This window comes from Cytobacillus sp. EB106-05-05-XG126, assembly GCF_058791715.1.
Genome location: NZ_JBYTDU010000002.1, coordinates 103712 through 119552 on the forward strand (window position 1 = coordinate 103712; position 15841 = coordinate 119552).

The 15841-nt window shown below is 41.4% G+C and carries 16 protein-coding genes; 13 read left to right on the top strand and 3 right to left on the bottom strand.

Annotated features, from left to right (window positions below; all coding sequences use genetic code 11):
- Positions 1-65: 65 nt before the first annotated feature.
- Positions 66-1228 (top strand): IS3 family transposase gene (locus AC3WTL_RS10975; RefSeq protein WP_492369428.1). Its coding sequence is split into 2 segments (ribosomal slippage): positions 66-324 and positions 324-1228, totalling 1164 coding nucleotides; the frame shifts between segments, so codons are not numbered across the junction.
- A 343-nt stretch (positions 1229-1571) separates the two neighbouring features.
- On the opposite strand, the gene AC3WTL_RS10980 is transcribed toward AC3WTL_RS10975, so the two are convergent.
- Complete coding sequence (locus AC3WTL_RS10980) at positions 1572-2372, bottom strand: NAD kinase (RefSeq protein ID WP_048009302.1); 801 nt, start codon at positions 2370-2372, stop codon at positions 1572-1574.
- 214 nt (positions 2373-2586) lie between these two features.
- Between AC3WTL_RS10980 and sppA the strand changes: the two genes are divergently transcribed.
- From sppA to AC3WTL_RS11025, 9 genes are all read left to right on the top strand, one after another.
- Complete coding sequence (sppA, locus tag AC3WTL_RS10985) at positions 2587-3597, top strand: signal peptide peptidase SppA (RefSeq protein WP_048009301.1); 1011 nt, start codon at positions 2587-2589, stop codon at positions 3595-3597.
- A gap of 15 nt (positions 3598-3612) precedes the next feature.
- Positions 3613-4197: an RDD family protein gene (locus tag AC3WTL_RS10990; protein ID WP_048009300.1), complete on the top strand. Its 585-nt coding sequence runs from the start codon at positions 3613-3615 to the stop codon at positions 4195-4197.
- Between the two features lie 88 nt (positions 4198-4285).
- Positions 4286-4981 (top strand): DUF2953 domain-containing protein, encoded by a 696-nt coding sequence (locus tag AC3WTL_RS10995; protein ID WP_163142254.1) that lies wholly within the window; start codon positions 4286-4288, stop codon positions 4979-4981.
- An 18-nt stretch (positions 4982-4999) separates the two neighbouring features.
- A complete protein-coding gene (gene ytfJ, locus AC3WTL_RS11000; RefSeq protein ID WP_048009298.1) occupies positions 5000-5464 on the top strand; it encodes a GerW family sporulation protein in 465 nt (154 codons plus the stop codon).
- 130 nt (positions 5465-5594) lie between these two features.
- Positions 5595-6095, top strand: coding sequence for a thiol peroxidase (gene tpx, locus AC3WTL_RS11005; protein WP_048009297.1), 501 nt, complete (start codon positions 5595-5597; stop codon positions 6093-6095).
- A 128-nt stretch (positions 6096-6223) separates the two neighbouring features.
- On the top strand, positions 6224-7207 hold the full coding sequence (locus AC3WTL_RS11010) for a class I SAM-dependent methyltransferase (RefSeq protein ID WP_048009296.1): 984 nt from the start codon (positions 6224-6226) through the stop codon (positions 7205-7207).
- Between the two features lie 287 nt (positions 7208-7494).
- Positions 7495-8682, top strand: coding sequence for an acetate kinase (locus AC3WTL_RS11015; RefSeq protein ID WP_048009295.1), 1188 nt, complete (start codon positions 7495-7497; stop codon positions 8680-8682).
- A 394-nt stretch (positions 8683-9076) separates the two neighbouring features.
- On the top strand, positions 9077-9916 hold the full coding sequence (locus AC3WTL_RS11020; protein WP_048008345.1) for an EcsC family protein: 840 nt from the start codon (positions 9077-9079) through the stop codon (positions 9914-9916).
- A 41-nt stretch (positions 9917-9957) separates the two neighbouring features.
- Positions 9958-10470 (top strand): MogA/MoaB family molybdenum cofactor biosynthesis protein, encoded by a 513-nt coding sequence (locus tag AC3WTL_RS11025; RefSeq protein ID WP_197213126.1) that lies wholly within the window; start codon positions 9958-9960, stop codon positions 10468-10470.
- 35 nt (positions 10471-10505) lie between these two features.
- Here the strand turns inward: AC3WTL_RS11025 and AC3WTL_RS11030 are convergent, their stop codons facing one another.
- Positions 10506-10820: a hypothetical protein gene (locus AC3WTL_RS11030; protein WP_048008347.1), complete on the bottom strand. Its 315-nt coding sequence runs from the start codon at positions 10818-10820 to the stop codon at positions 10506-10508.
- Between the two features lie 240 nt (positions 10821-11060).
- Here AC3WTL_RS11030 and pbp4b point away from each other — a divergent pair, with 240 nt between their 5' ends.
- The 3 genes from pbp4b to argH all read left to right on the top strand — a co-directional run bounded on the left by pbp4b (position 11061) and on the right by argH (position 15244).
- Positions 11061-12449 carry a penicillin binding protein PBP4B gene (pbp4b, locus tag AC3WTL_RS11035; protein ID WP_492369429.1) on the top strand — a complete coding sequence of 463 codons (1389 nt, stop codon included), beginning with the start codon at positions 11061-11063 and terminating at the stop codon, positions 12447-12449.
- A gap of 192 nt (positions 12450-12641) precedes the next feature.
- Positions 12642-13850, top strand: a complete 1209-nt coding sequence (locus AC3WTL_RS11040; RefSeq protein ID WP_197213128.1) for an argininosuccinate synthase — start codon at positions 12642-12644, stop codon at positions 13848-13850.
- Positions 13847-15244, top strand: a complete 1398-nt coding sequence (argH, locus tag AC3WTL_RS11045) for an argininosuccinate lyase (protein ID WP_197213130.1) — start codon at positions 13847-13849, stop codon at positions 15242-15244. The genes AC3WTL_RS11040 and argH overlap by 4 nt, the downstream gene beginning before the upstream one ends.
- A gap of 37 nt (positions 15245-15281) precedes the next feature.
- Here argH and AC3WTL_RS11050 read toward each other — a convergent pair whose 3' ends face one another.
- Positions 15282-15734: a universal stress protein gene (locus AC3WTL_RS11050; protein WP_048008351.1), complete on the bottom strand. Its 453-nt coding sequence runs from the start codon at positions 15732-15734 to the stop codon at positions 15282-15284.
- Between the last annotated feature and the right edge of the window lie 107 nt (positions 15735-15841).

Genomic DNA, 15841 nt, shown 5'->3' on the forward strand with positions numbered 1-15841 from the left:
TAGACTGTAAAAAAAGAGAACATGATATGATGTTCTTACTAGTCTACTTGGAGGGGTTTTTTTCTATGGCCAAAAAAGGACAAACCTTTAAAACCTATACAGAGGGGCTTAAGCGAGAAGTTGTTCGTTTGAAGTTGGAGGAGAACTGGTCTTATAAACAGATTCGTGAACATTTTGGAATTAAAAGTGATGCCCAAATTGCAAATTGGGTTCAAAAAGTACGAAACGGAGAATCATTTGATGACCAGCGTGGGCATTGGAATAAAAAAAACTTTAATAGCCTGGAAGAAGAGAATGCCTTTCTGAAAGCGCAGGTGGAATACTTAAAAAAGCGCAATCCAAATCTACATGGGAAGGACTGGTCCTAAAAGCAGATCGATTTCAAATTATTGATAACTTAAGGGAAAAGTATCCCCTTACGTGGCTACTGAAAATTGGGGAGGTTTCAAAAGCAGGATATTACAAGTGGCGCAGCACAAATCCTATACGAAGAATCCGTTTTGAGGAGAATATGTTATTAAAAGAGCATATCCTAGCCATCCACAAAATGCATCCTTACTATGGATATAAACGAATGACAAGGGCTCTTTCCCGGGAGGGAATTGTAGCTAATCATAAACGCGTCAGAAGATTGATGAGGGAATTAGGTATTCGTTCTGTCATTCGCAAGAAACGTCCATTCTATGGACGGAAAGGATCCGTTTTATTTCCCAATGTCTTAAATCGGGAGTTCTTTGCTGAAAAACCGTATGAAAAACTCGTCACAGATATTACTTACATTCGAGTTGGGGATGGGTCTGTCTATCTGTCAGCTGTTTTAGACTTATATAACAACGAAATCGTTTCATGGCAGTTATCTGAAAGGAACGATCTTAAGTTAGTCCTAGACACTATAAAACAGCTAGGAGGCAAGCAGTTCGAAAAAAATGCTTTACTCCACTCGGATCAGGGGTTTCAATATACAACCAAAGCATACGAAAAACAAGTGAAGGAAGACCTTCAAATTATAGGCAGCCATTCAAGAAGAGGAAACTGTCATGATAATGCTTGTATAGAGTGTTTCTTTTCTCATTTAAAGACGGAGAAAGTTTATTTAGTACGCCCTAAAACAATGGAAGAAGCTTATGTAGCAATCCAGGAATATATACATTATTACAATCAAGACCGTTTTCAAAGTAAATTAAACGACCTTTCCCCGATTGAATATCGTGAAAAGGCCGCAGCTTAGTATACTCTTTTTTCAATGTCTACTTGACAGGGTTATGTGCATGCGAAACTCTTTTTTTATAAGGCTCTTTTTGTATAAATTGTTGTTTTTCACCTATTAATGTTGCCCGTTGATTTCCGCTACAGGATGCTCGCTTTCCGCGGGGCAGGCGGTGAGCCTCCTCGACGCTGCGCGTCTGCGGGGTCTCACCTGTCCCGCTACTCCCGCAGGACGTTGAATAAGCTTCCTTGAGTAAACACCGCACGAAGAAAATGCATAGCATTTTCGAGGATCTCGCACCTTCCGCTCCAATCAACTCAGTAAATAATATACAAATAGCAACAAACCTTGCTAAAGCAGCCTTTTATAAAAATGTCCTCTTCACTTTTTGCCAGAAGGAGTTGTCCTTCAGTTTAACAGTCTTAATGATATTGCTGCTTAGTTTTATATCAATCTTTTCAACATGCTGAATGCTTAGGGCTTCATTGTCCATTCCCATTGTCGGATGGTCATTGCCATCTTGAACCACTTTGAGGGTCAGCTGCCGGTCTCCGCTCAGAATAAAGGACGATCCAAGTGTACGATAGCGGTTGTTATTCAGTGAAGCTAGTTCGCTCACCTGCATGCATGGCAGCAGCGGGTCAACAACTGCTCCATTTACTGATTTATTATAAGCTGTGCTTCCGGTTGGAGTGGCAACAATCATTCCGTCCCCGCGGAAAGTTTCAAAATGAAAGTCATCGATAAAGACATCGATTACAAATGTTTTAATTATGGCAGAACGGATGCTGAATTCATTCAAGCACTGAAAGGATGTCTGGTCATCAACTGTAACATCGATAGTGGGATAGCGCCTTACCTCTACTTGTTCATTTGTCATTGCCTCCACCATCTTGTCTGTATCATCAAGATGGAAATCACAATACAGGCTAAGGCTTCCGGTCGTCGAAATTCCGGCATACAAACAGTCATCTCTATAGCCGGTTTTCCGGACAGCCTGCAAAAACGTACCGTCTCCCCCTATGCTTACAATGATATTGGCTTTTCTGAAGTCATTGACGATCGTAAAGGCATGCTCCTCAGCCAGGCTGTAAAGAGGAGCTACTTTTTCCATCGTTGCTTCATCTTTTTTGTGATAGAAGTATATATTGCGTCTTTCAGGCATATTCATTCCTCCAAGCAGTAAGAAAGTCTTTCCCAAATAATTCAAATTTTGCTATGATTATGGTTGTTGAATTCAGTTTACCTTTTTTTGAAACATTTTTAAAGTTTTATACGTATGAAGAATATGTGGCGAATAGGTTTTCTGGGAATCATAATCTGTCTAACAAGGCGGCTGATTTTGTTAGGAGAGGGCATTTTAAAAGGAGGATTTCTTAATGAATGGAAAACGTTGGGCTGCACTGGGAATAGCAGCAGGTTTGTTTGTATTTTCCGTTGTGCTGAATTTCGTGACTGCATTTGCATTTACAGATTTTGAAAGCTCGGTAAATGAACTCTTTGCAGGAGGCAATGAAGCATTTTTGGAAGAAGTCATTGAAGAGGGAAATGCACAGAAAAAGATTGCTGTGCTGGACGTGAATGGAGTGATCCAGGATACGGGTGATGCAGCTTCTTTATTTGCAAGTCCGGGATATAATCACAAAGGGTTTATGGATAATCTTGACTATGTAAAAGAAGACAGTGCAGTAAAGGCGATAGTCATTAAGGTTAATTCCCCAGGCGGAGGGGTAGTGGAAAGCGCCGAAATACATGATAAGATTATTGAAATCCAAAAAGAAACAAAGAAGCCGGTATACATATCAATGGGATCAATGGCTGCATCAGGAGGCTATTATATTTCTGCTCCAGCTGACAAGATTTTTGCCAGCCCCGAGACATTGACCGGTTCTCTTGGTGTTATCATGCAGGGCTATAATTATGCGGGGCTTGCTGAAAAATATGGTGTCGAGTTCGTTACGATTAAGAGCGGTCCATATAAAGATATTATGAGCCCTACCAGGGAGATGACGGATGAGGAAAGAAAAATTCTTCAATCCATGATTAATAATTCCTATGAGGGATTTGTTAAAGTTATTTCGGAAGGCCGCGGATTAACTGAGGCACAGGTGAAGGAAGTTGCGGACGGCCGAATTTATGACGGGCGGCAGGCGAAAGAACTGAATCTGATTGATGGTTTTGGCTATGACGATGATGTTATTGAACAATTAAAGAAAGATCATAAATTAAATGGTGCGCAGGTAGTAAAGTATTCTGAGAATTTCGGGTTCGGCTCCATGTTCAGCATGGGTGCGCGAAAAATTATGGGTGATGACCTGGAAATGGCAGGAGTGATGAAGTTATTATCACAGCCAAACTCACCGCGTTTAATGTATCTTTATGCTGAATAGGAAGGGGGAGAAAAGATGACTTCAAATGATCCGAATGAAAGAGAGCTTGCCCATCCTGAGTTAAACCAGGATGAAGGCGGGATCGAGTCAGCCTTTGATGAAGCAGATCCGGCTCGTAAGGAAACGGCCATACAGGCAGAAACCCTCCCCATTCAAAAAGCTTCGGCACCCATCAGGTTTGCTGGTTTCTGGATGAGATTTTGGGCTTATCTTCTAGATTTGGCTGTGGTTGGCAGTGTGGACCGGATATTGATCAATCCAATTTTTAGAGCATTGGATATTCCTTTGCATGAAAGCAATTTGTTTGCACCGATTTCCATAGCAACTGCCATTACGTTCTACGCTTATTTTGTGCTGATGACAAAGTTTTTTGGCCAGACGCTCGGGAAAATGGTATTTGGTTTAAAAGTAGTAGATCTTAAAGGGGAAAAGCTGACATGGGGCACAATTTTGTTCCGTGAATGGATCGGCCGTTTTATATCAGTGAGCATTTTTATCGGCTATGTCATTGTAGCCTTCCTGCCTAAGAAACAGGGACTGCATGATCTTTTTGCAGATACCTCTGTTGTTCATGAAAGGCAAAATGAACAAGTTATTTAAATGAGAAATGGAAGCCTGTCACCGCCTGGTGGCAGGTTTATTTTTGTTCAGTTGGGCATAATACAAAGCTGAAAGGGTGTGTAAAAAAGTGAAGTGGCTCCTGATTGCCGTAATTGCCCTCATACTTCTTTTAATTCTAGTTATGATAACAAAACTAAAAATATATTTTCATTTTTACCATGGAAACGATAATGATCATTTGAAAATCCAAATGAAAGCCTGGTTCGGGCTGATCAGGTACAAAATTGAAGTCCCGCTGATAAAGGTTGATGATAACTCGCCAACGATTGTCGTAAAGGAACAGACGGCTGCAGGGCCACAGGAAAATACTTCTGATAAAGATACTAAGCAATTCTCCGCGACGGATCTTATTAATAGTTTGCATGACACGAAAGCAATGCTTAATCATATCGTGTCTCTCCACAAAATTATACGGAAATTTCTAAAGCATGTAACCATCCGGAATCTTGAATGGCATACTTTTGCAGGCCTTGGGGATGCAGCCCATACGGGGATGATCACCGGGGCTCTCTGGGCAATAAAAGGGAGCATTTTAGGAATAATAAGTCATTATATGAAACTGAAAACGCCTCCCAGAATCACAGTTACTCCCCATTTTCAATTTTCCGTTTCACAAACTGCCATTTCATGTATGATTCATTTTCGGGTCGGGCATGCTATGTTTGCAGGAATTAAACTGATCAAATATTGGAAAGGCGGCCGGGCGGACTTCAGGACAAAGCCGCTTTCTGCCTTATCTGATGATGGGACTAAAACTGTCTAGAAAGAGGAGGAGCAATGAATGTCTGACCATCCTATTCAAGGGCTTATGACAACTGCCATGGAAAATCTGAAAGAGATGATTGATGTTAACACGATTATTGGGGATCCAGTGGAAACCCCCGATGGCAGTGTAATTTTAACCGTTTCAAAAGTTGGCTTTGGGTTTGCAGCAGGAGGAAGCGAATTTATGCTTGATGGACAATCAGGCGAGGAAAAGGGCCACCCGTTTGGCGGGGGGAGCGGAGGCGGTGTCTCCATCACACCAATCGCCTTTTTGATTGTAAATTCTCACGGGGTAAAAATGGTTCATCTTGATGAAAGCACTCATTTGTATGAGAAAATTCTTGACCTTGCCCCGCAGGCAGTCGATAAAATTCAGCAGATGTTTAATAAGAAAGAAACCGGCTCCGGCAGCCAGCAAGGCCAGAACCAGCAGGAAAACAGTGATGAGTACAACGGACCTAAACAGGATCTTGATATCTAAGAGGCGAAGGAAGTTAACTTTCCTATGGAGAGTTAACTTTTTTCTTGGAATTTATCCTTAATAATTGCAAAAAAGATTCTGAAAAGATATGATTTACACTGTACATAAGTGATTAAGGAGGACGATTTAAATGGCATCTATTACGTTCAAAGGAAATCCTGTAACATTGCTGGGCAATGAAGTAAAAGTAGGAGATAAAGCTCCTGAATTCAAGGTTCTGGCAAATGACCTTTCTGAAGTTACACTTGCTGATTCAAAAGGACAGGTACGTCTTATCAGTGTAGTTCCTTCTATTGACACGGGCGTTTGTGATGCACAGACACGCCGTTTTAACGAAGAAGCTTCCAAGCTTGATAATGTTAAAATTCTTACTGTAAGCGTAGATCTTCCGTTTGCTCAAAAGCGCTGGTGTGCAGCAGCAGGAATTGAAAATGTTCAAACTGTTTCCGATCACCGCGACCTGTCTTTCGGAGAAGCTTTTGGGGTAGCCATCCAGGAACTTCGTCTATTGGCCCGTGCGGTTTTTGTTGTTGATTCGAACGACACTGTGACATATGCGGAATATGTCAGTGAGGCAACAGATCATCCAAACTATGAAGCAGCAGTGGAAGCAGCTAAACAAGCGAAATAATATAGATAATTGGAAGCTCCGGATTCGTTCCGGGGCTTTAATTTTTTTTTGTTCCTCAGCACGAAACTTGTGAATGAACCAAAAGCCCGTTAAAATAGGAAAAAGAATAAGGACGGGAGGAATATGCTGTGAAAATAACTCCGGTTGAGGATTTATTTACGATTTTAAACGAAACGGCTGTAATTATGCAGGAAGAACTGCATTGTACATACTTAGAAGCTCTTGCTGAAACAGGAGAGAATTTATTTCATGAAAGTATTCTTCAGGATGAGCTCAGTGAATTAACAGTTAAAAGGCTCAGGAAGAGTTATGAAGCCATTGACTTAAGCAGCTGCACAAAAGAAGAAATCAGAAAGTCCTTTCAGCTTGCTATATTAAAAGGCATGAAAGAAAATGTGCAGCCCAATCATCAAATGACTCCTGATGCAGTGGGAATGCTGATGGGGTATCTTGTGGAAAAGTTCATTCAGGATAAAAGCTTCCGCCTGCTTGATCCTGCGGTAGGAACAGGAAATTTATTGACCACTGTTATGAATCACCAAAGCGGTAAAGTAATTGAGGCAAACGGGATTGAAATTGATGACTTATTGATTAAGCTTGCTTATATCAATGCCAATTTACAGGAGCACCCCATTCAATTCTTCAATCAGGATAGTCTTGAACCGCTGTTTATCGAATCTGCTGATGCCGTAGTAAGTGATCTTCCTGTCGGGTATTATCCGAATGATGTCCGTTCGGCCGAGTATAAGCTAAAAGCGGATGAGGGGCATTCCTATTCTCATCACTTATTTATTGAGCAGAGTATGAATCATGTTAGATCTGGCGGCTATTTATTTTTTATCATTCCAAATGGGATGTTCGAAAGTGATCAGGCTCCCAAGCTTCATGAATTCATCAAGGAAAATGCCTACATTCAAGGATTGATACAGCTGCCGCTCACTATGTTCAAAAATGAAAAAGCGGCCAAAAGCATATTCATCCTTCAGAAGAAAGGGGAAGGAGTCACTCCCCCAAAGCAGGCGCTCCTAGTCAACTTGCCAAGCTTATCTAAAACAGCAGAAGCAGAAAAAATTCTCAAGAAAATTGATGTCTGGTTTAAAGAAAGTAAATAAAGTAAACGAAAAGAAGCTGTGCATTTGCCGGCTTCTTTTTAAATGAAAAAATATAAGGAAGTATCAGAAAATATTTAATTTAACATGAAAACGATATCATTGCAAGGTGATTCTTGAAATGTTTTGCATACAGTGTTTAAATGGAAAATTGAGAGATATTAATTGTGGCCGATGCACAAAATAAAGTTGTATTACTTTATATCGCCGTATCACACATTGTTATATAAAAGTATGGGTTTAAAGTGACAGATCAGTCTCTTTGAACATTCTAAAGGAGCGGTAGCTTTATGGCAAAAATCATTGCAATTAACGCCGGCAGTTCTTCATTAAAATTTCAATTATTTGACATGCCGAGTGAAGATGTTATTACGAAGGGCTTAATCGAGCGTATTGGGCTGGATAACGCAGTCTTCAATATTTCTGTAAATGGCGAAAAAATCAAGGAAGTAACAGATATTCCAGATCATGCAGTAGCAGTTAAAATCCTTCTGGACAAATTAACTAATCTGGGGATCATTAAATCGCTTGATGAAATCGAAGGCATTGGCCATCGTGTTGTTCACGGCGGTGAAGCTTTCAATGATTCTGTAGTTATTACGGATGATGTGCTTGCAAAAATAGATGAACTATCTGAGCTTGCACCTCTTCACAACCCGGCTAATATTACAGGAATCAAGGCGTTCCAGCAGGTACTTCCAAATGTCCCTGCAGTGGCAGTATTCGATACTGCGTTCCATCAGACGATGCCTGAAAGCTCTTTCCTATATAGCTTGCCATATGAGTATTATGAGAAATATGGCATTCGCAAGTATGGCTTCCATGGAACCTCACATAAATATGTTTCAGAGCGTGCAGCAGAAATGCTGGGCCGTCCGCTTGACCAGCTTCGCCTCATCTCCTGTCACTTAGGAAATGGAGCAAGCATTACAGCTATTGAAGGCGGAAAGTCAATCGATACATCAATGGGATTCACTCCTTTAGCGGGTGTTACAATGGGTACACGATCAGGCAACCTTGACCCTGCTCTTATTCCATTCATTATGGAAAAGACAGGCTTGAACGCTGATGAAGTACTTGATGTTCTTAATAAAAAGAGCGGTATGCTTGGTGTTTCCGGCTTCTCCAGTGATCTTCGCGACATTGAAATTCAAGCAGTTGAAGGAAATGAAAGAGCAGAATTGGCTCTTGAAGTATTCGCAAACAGAATCCATAAATACATCGGATCCTATGCTTCCCGCATGTATGGCGTAGATGCTATCATTTTCACAGCCGGAATCGGTGAAAACAGTGATGTCATCCGTGAACGCGTTCTTCAGGGACTGGAATTCATGGGCGTTTACTGGGATCCTGCATTAAACAAAGTGCGCGGTGAAGAAGCATTTATCAACTATCCTCATTCACCAGTTAAAGTCATGATTATCCCGACAAATGAGGAAGTTATGATAGCGCGTGATGTTGTGAGATTGGCAAAATAGAATTCATAACAAGGCAAGGGCTTAACGCTCTTGTCTTTTTTTATCGCAGTCTAACGGGCAGTAAGACCCCACTTCTAGACTCAGAGGAATCAAAGGAGGCTAAGCGGGGGTCTAACTGCCCGTAAAGGCCCGATTGGTGAGATACAGTGAAACTTGCCGACGCGCAGGCAGAGGCTTAGTTGAACCAATCGGGTTCGTAGTGTCGATTGATCGAAGCGCTAGCGGAGATCTTAGCGACACTAGAACGCGACTAACAATCAGTGGGGGATAAGGAAAACCCCCACTGATTGAAGTTTCACTTTATCGGATTTATTGCCCATCAGCCGGGAGGAGAATTCCCCATCTTACTTATGCTATACTGAGTCCAAGAAAAAATGTTTTGGGAGGAATTGCGATGCCATTGAACGAACGGGAAGAAAGCGTTTTGGCAGGTATTCAGGAGTGGGAAAACAAGCTGTTGAGTTATGAGCCCAATGATTTGGAAATGGTTTATGATAAATCATTGGAGGGGTCTTTTTCACTGTTGCCAGAAGAAGTTCAGCAGCAATTTTTTTCGGCAATGGATAGCTGGCTGTTTCATCTTCATGCGCTTATTCAGGGTTCACAGCTTCAAATGGATGCGAAAGAGCGAATTTTGACGGCAGGACGTGTATTTCACTCTGATATCGAGACGATCGAAGATCTAAAGCAATTAAATATCGACCAGCTTCAATACATAGCTCAGCAGCAAATTGCCCGGCATCGTCTTTATTCTTTTGCACAGGGCGGCATTGCAGGGTCAGGCAGCTCTCTCATGCTGGGGGCAGATATTCCCGCAATGGCGGTTATTAATCTTCGTGCCGTACAGCTGATTGCCATGACCTATGGTTTTGAGGTTAATACTCCATTCGAAATGATGAGCTCTCTTAAGGTTTTTCACGCAGCCACACTGCCGCCGCGCATGCAGGGCAGTGCTTGGGAAGAATTAATGAACGAGCTGAAGAATCAGGAAGAATTCTATTTTTATGAAGGAAAAGAAGAGTTGACTGATATCACCTGGATTGAGCAGCCAATGAAGCAGCTTTTTAAAGGAATGGCTATTTTCTTTTTCCGCAGAAAATCGATTCAGGGTATTCCTTTTATCAGCATGGCTATTGGAGCAGGGACCAATTACCAGCTGACAAGAAAAGTAACAGAATTTGCCCATAAATATTACCAGATGAGATATCTGCATAGAAAGAATGATCAGCAGTGAAATCAAGGATAGATAGGATCTTTAAGTAAAGGTGGTGCCAAGTGAGTACAGTAGAGCATAAAAAAGAAGCGCCAAAAGAAGTTAGATGCAAAGTGATCACCGTGAGTGATACGAGAGATGAAGAAACGGATAAAAGCGGAAAGCTGATGATTCAGCTGCTTGAAGAGGCAGGGCATATCATAGCTGACTATGAAATCGTCAAGGATGAAAAAACTCTAATTCGACAGGCCGTATTAAAAGGCTGTGAAAACCCCTGGGTTGACGCTGTGCTAACGAATGGAGGCACAGGTATAGCCCTCAGGGACGTAACGATCGAGACGGTTAGAGAATTATTTGATAAAGAAATTGACGGATTCGGCGAATTGTTCAGGATGCTGAGCTACACTGAAGATATCGGGTCTGCGGCCATTCTTTCACGGGCTGCTGCAGGCACAGTGCAAAATAAAGCAGTTTTCTCAACACCAGGGTCATCAGGGGCAGTCCGCCTTGCAATGAATAAGCTGATCCTGCCTGAACTCGGGCATATCGTCAGGGAACTAAGAAAAGATTTATAAGAGGCCAAAAACCTTTCCGCTGCGGAAAGGTTTTTTTATGAATGCATCTTCCCTGAAATATCCTGATTCGTTCGATACCATAGCCACAAATCATTTATAACGGATGCCAGTTCTGAAATTTCACTGTTGAGTCTGCATGATCTTTCAAAATTGCCCTCATCTGACAGCTCAGCCTGTTTCCTGTTAATATCCGCTTCAAGCTCGGCAATGCGGTCAGGAATCCTGCCTCTTATTTTTTCCCATTGAAACAAAATCATCTGCTGTGTTTTTGGTGAATATTCATCCCATTCCCGGTCAAAAGCGGGTATAGGAATGCCAAGACGGCCATTATGTGAAAAATGCTCCTCCATTATGAATCCCCCAAACAATAATCTTGTTTTTATTTTACTATAAAGATGTTTTCGGTGCATGGTTGTTTTAGTATTCAAACGTTTTCTGCAGATACTACTATGGAACCAATTTGCAGATAGATGAACTTGGTTCACAAGTACTGATTTAATAGAAAGGCTAAGGTATTGGTTTACACCTTTAATAGATATCGATAGTATATTGACTATTAAGAATATTAAAACAAATAATTGGGGGAGAATATGAAAAGATTTATAGCGCACTTAACAGTATTAGGCCTGGTGGTGGGTTTGCTTTTGCCTTATCCTGCTGCAGCCCTGGGAGAAGAATTGGGCAGAACAGGAAACAGCCCAATAGAGCAAGTATTTAAGCATAAAAAAGCTTTAGAATATCCAACTTTGTCAGTATCAAAGCGCCCCGAGGATGCAGGCTTTTCTTCCAAAAAGCTCAAAGAGGTTGATAAGCTGGTCGAGGAGGAAATCGAAAATGGTTTTCCAGGAGCGGCTTTAGTCGTTATTAAAGATGGCAAGATTGTTAAAAATTCTGCATATGGTTCAGCCAAAGTCTATGATGAATCTGATCCTTTAAATCACCCGCAGAAAATGAAAACAAAAACCATGTTTGATTTAGCATCAAATACGAAAATGTATGCCGTTAATTTTTCACTGCAGCATCTTCTCAGTGAAGGAAAGATCAATCTTGAAGAAAAAATTCAGCATTATTTACCTGAATTTAAAGATTCAGCTGCCGATGAGATAAAAGGGAAAGGTGAACTCCGGATCATCGATTTGCTTCATCATACAGCCGGATTTCCTTCGAGCGTCCATTATCACAATCCTGAAAGAGTGGGAGAATTGTATTCCCAGGAACGCAGTAAAACGCTTTCCATGATTCTAAAAACTCCCCTTCAGTATGAACCTGGCACCAAACAGGTTTACAGTGATATTGACTATATGCTGCTGGGATTTATTATTGAAAAAATAACTGGAGAGCAGCTTGACCGTTATACTGAGAATCATATTTATAAGCCTTTAGGGTTAAAGCATACTTTATTTAATCCTCTCCGCAAGGGATTCAAAGAAAAGGATTTCGCTGCAACTGAACTTCACGGCAACACAAGGGATGGCGTCATTTCCTTTCCTAATATCCGGACCTATACCCTCCAGGGAGAGGTTCATGATGAAAAGTCCTTTTATTCAATGGATGGAATATCCGGGCATGCAGGTCTCTTTTCCACGACTTCAGATCTTGCTGTTCTGATGCAGGTGATGCTTAATGATGGGGGCTATGGAAATATAAAATTATTTGATAAACAAACAATTGATAAATTTGTAGAACCTTATGATATGAATCCTACATATGGGTTAGGATGGCGTTTGAACGGAGATTCAAGTATGGAGTGGATGTTCAGCGAGTATGCCGGGAAAGAAGTATTCGGTCATACCGGCTGGACAGGAACAGTAACGGTGATAGACCGAGAAAATAATTTAGCAATCGCTCTCCTGACAAATAAAAAACATTCTCCTGTCATCGATCCATTAAAAGATCCGCATAAGTTTCAAGGTGACACATACAGTATCAGTCAATATGGAAGTGTAATTTCAGCGGTTTATGAAGCATTAAAACATTAACCTATACTGCAGGCAAAAGCTAAATACAGGGCTTTTGCCTTTTTTTATTGGAAAAATTGCATTTATTTTTATACATTTTTAAGAATAAGTATTGATTTTTAAATAAAAGGTTGTTAAAGTAAGAGAATAATAAATGAATAAAAACATAATTTGATTGTATATTTATACGTATATTCTAAGGAGGAAATATAAATGTCACAAAATAAAGTTGTTCTTGCATACTCAGGCGGTCTGGATACATCAGTTGCGGTTAAATGGCTGCAGGATCAAGGTTATGCTGTTGTTGCCTGCTGCCTTGACGTTGGGGAAGGAAAAGATCTGAACTTTATCCAGAAAAAAGCTTTAACTGTTGGAGCAGTACAATCTTATGTGATTGATGCAAAAGAGGAATTTGCTAATGAATATGCATTAATTGCACTTCAGGCACATGCTTTATATGAAAACAAGTATCCATTGATTTCTGCACTTTCACGCCCGCTGATCGCCAAAAAGCTTGTTGAAGTAGCAGAAAAAGAAGGTGCAGTAGCAGTCGCGCATGGATGTACCGGCAAAGGAAATGACCAGGTTCGTTTTGAAGTGGCAATTCAGGCTCTTAACCCTGATCTTCAGGTCTTAGCTCCGGTTCGTGAATGGAGCTGGTCACGTGAGGAAGAAATTGAATATGCAAAACAAAACAATATACCTATCCCAATTAACCTGGATTCTCCATACAGCATTGATCAAAACTTATGGGGCAGAAGCAATGAGTGCGGAGTTCTGGAAGATCCATGGGCTGCTCCTCCGGAAGATGCATACGATCTTACCGTTTCTCTTGAAAAAGCTCCTGATACACCTGATACGGTTGAAATCGGTTTTGAAAAGGGTGTGCCAGTCAGCTTGAATGGCAATAGCATGAAGCTTTCCGAACTTATTGCCGACCTGAATGAGCTCGCAGGCAAGCATGGGGTTGGGCGTATCGACCATGTGGAAAATCGCCTTGTCGGCATCAAATCCCGTGAAGTATACGAGTGCCCGGGTGCGATGACACTTCTGAAAGCCCATAAAGAGCTTGAGGACTTAACAATGGTTAAAGAAATGGCCCACTTTAAACCGGTTATTGAGAAAAAAGTGGCTGAACTTATATATGAAGGATTGTGGTTCTCTCAGCTTAACAATGCGTTAACGGCTTTCCTGAAAGAAACACAAACATTTGTAACAGGAACAGTCAGAGTAAAGCTCTTTAAAGGCCATGCAATTGTTGAAGGAAGAAAATCTCCTTATTCCCTATACGACGAAAATTTAGCAACATATACTTCAGATGATGAATTTGATCATAATGCGGCAGTTGGCTTTATTAAACTATGGGGGCTGCCGACAAAAGTGCAGAGCATTGTTCAAAACAGCAAGAAGGTGACAGTGTGAAAAAGCTATGGGGAGGCAGATTCACAAAATCTGCTGAAGAATGGGTAGATGAATTCGGAGCATCAATTTCTTTTGACCAGGAATTGGTTATGGAAGATATCGAAGGAAGCATGGCCCATGTTTCCATGCTTTCTAAAACAGGAATTATTACTGAGAAAGAAGCAGAAAAAATCAAAACAGGCCTTCAGCAGCTAAAAGAGAAAGCAGCCAAGGATGGACTGGATTACTCAGTAAAGCTAGAAGATATTCATTTAAATCTCGAGAGCCATTTGACTGAACTGACTGGACCTGTCGGCGGCAAACTTCATACAGCAAGAAGCCGAAATGACCAGGTGGCAACAGACATGCATTTATATCTCCGCAAGCAGGTGGAGCAAATTGTTGAATTGATTCAGGAAATGCAAGAAGAGTTAATCATCCAGGCTGAAAAGAATGTGGAAACCATCATGCCGGGCTATACTCATCTGCAGCGGGCACAGCCGATCTCTTTTGGCCACCATCTGATGGCTTATTTCTGGATGCTTGAGAGGGACAAAGAGCGCTTCACTGAAAGTCTAAAGAGAATTAACGTATCACCTCTTGGAGCTGGTGCGCTGGCTGGCACGACTTTCCCGATTGATCGTGAATATACGGCTGAGCTTCTCGGATTTGAAGGCATTTATGAGAACAGCCTGGATGCTGTCAGCGACAGAGACTTTATTTTGGAGTTCTTATCTTCAAGCTCCATCCTGATGATGCATCTGTCACGTTTAAGTGAAGAATTCATCCTTTGGTCAAGCCAGGAATTTCAATTCATTGAACTCGATGACAGCTTTGCAACAGGTTCAAGCATCATGCCTCAGAAGAAGAACCCCGACATGGCGGAGCTCATCCGCGGTAAAACGGGACGTGTCTACGGAAACCTCATGGGTCTCTTGACAGTATTGAAAGGTCTGCCCCTTGCCTATAACAAAGATATGCAGGAAGATAAGGAAGGGATGTTTGATACTGTAAAGACAGTCACAGGTTCCCTTAAAATCTTTGCCGGGATGATCCGCACCATGAAGGTTAAAACCGGGCAGATGGAAAAAGCGACTAAAAATGATTTTTCCAATGCTACTGAACTGGCGGATTATCTGTCTGATAAAGGCATTCCATTCAGAGAAGCACATGAGATTGTCGGGAAGCTGGTCCTTGTCTGTGTACAAAAGGGATGCTTCCTTGGAGATTTGCCGCTTGATGATTTCAAGAGTGCCCATCCATTGTTCGAAGAAGATATTTATGAAGTGCTGGATCCATATACAGCTGTCAAAAGAAGAAATAGTGCAGGCGGAACAGGATTCAAACAAGTATGCATCGCGATTGAAAAAGCGAAGGAATACGTCGTCAGCACTAAAGAGTTTTCCAATAAGTAATGTAAAAATGGCGCTGCAGCAGGCAGCGCCATTTTTTCTATTCTTCTTCTTTATCCGTTCTGACTACGAGGACATCACAGCGGGCATAGCGGGTGATATGTTCAGATACACTGCCGATGATGAAACGTTCAACCGCGTTCATGCCTGTTGCCCCGCAAATGATCAGGTCAACATTGTGCTTTCTGGCAATATCCTTTGGAACCTTCACTTTAGGAGAACCATAGTCAACTTCATATGTTACATTCTCGATGCCTGCATCCATAGCCGTTCTTTTGTATTTTTCCATTAATTCTGTTGCGAAACGGTCAGCCCTTTCAGCTATGGTACGGTCATAGGCTTCAACAGTGGCAAACGTGCGGGTATCAATGATATGTGCCAATACCAGAGAAGCGTTATTGCGCTTGGCAATTTCGATTGCCTTTTTAAAAGCCCATTCTGCTTCAGTTGAACCATCTACAGCGACTAATATGTTTTTATACTTCATGCCCATTTGAATCTCCTCCTTTGCCTATATTATACATCTATAAAAATTGAATATCTGTAACAGAAAATCGAACAATAATAAGGCTGATAAAAATTTTATGAAAAGGAGCAGAT

What these genes read in the sequence shown, in the direction of transcription:
- ytfJ (WP_048009298.1), top strand. Translation starts at nt 5,000, where the DNA reads ATGTCTGACCATCCTATTCAAGGGCTTATGACAACTGCCATGGAAAAT.
- pbp4b (WP_492369429.1), top strand. Translation starts at nt 11,061, where the DNA reads ATGAAAAGATTTATAGCGCACTTAACAGTATTAGGCCTGGTGGTGGGT.
- AC3WTL_RS11015 (WP_048009295.1), top strand. Translation starts at nt 7,495, where the DNA reads ATGGCAAAAATCATTGCAATTAACGCCGGCAGTTCTTCATTAAAATTT.
- AC3WTL_RS10980 (WP_048009302.1), bottom strand. Translation starts at nt 2,372, where the DNA reads ATGCCTGAAAGACGCAATATATACTTCTATCACAAAAAAGATGAAGCA.
- AC3WTL_RS11040 (WP_197213128.1), top strand. Translation starts at nt 12,642, where the DNA reads ATGTCACAAAATAAAGTTGTTCTTGCATACTCAGGCGGTCTGGATACA.
- AC3WTL_RS10990 (WP_048009300.1), top strand. Translation starts at nt 3,613, where the DNA reads ATGACTTCAAATGATCCGAATGAAAGAGAGCTTGCCCATCCTGAGTTA.
- AC3WTL_RS11020 (WP_048008345.1), top strand. Translation starts at nt 9,077, where the DNA reads ATGCCATTGAACGAACGGGAAGAAAGCGTTTTGGCAGGTATTCAGGAG.
- sppA (WP_048009301.1), top strand. Translation starts at nt 2,587, where the DNA reads ATGAATGGAAAACGTTGGGCTGCACTGGGAATAGCAGCAGGTTTGTTT.
- tpx (WP_048009297.1), top strand. Translation starts at nt 5,595, where the DNA reads ATGGCATCTATTACGTTCAAAGGAAATCCTGTAACATTGCTGGGCAAT.
- AC3WTL_RS11030 (WP_048008347.1), bottom strand. Translation starts at nt 10,820, where the DNA reads ATGGAGGAGCATTTTTCACATAATGGCCGTCTTGGCATTCCTATACCC.
- AC3WTL_RS11050 (WP_048008351.1), bottom strand. Translation starts at nt 15,734, where the DNA reads ATGGGCATGAAGTATAAAAACATATTAGTCGCTGTAGATGGTTCAACT.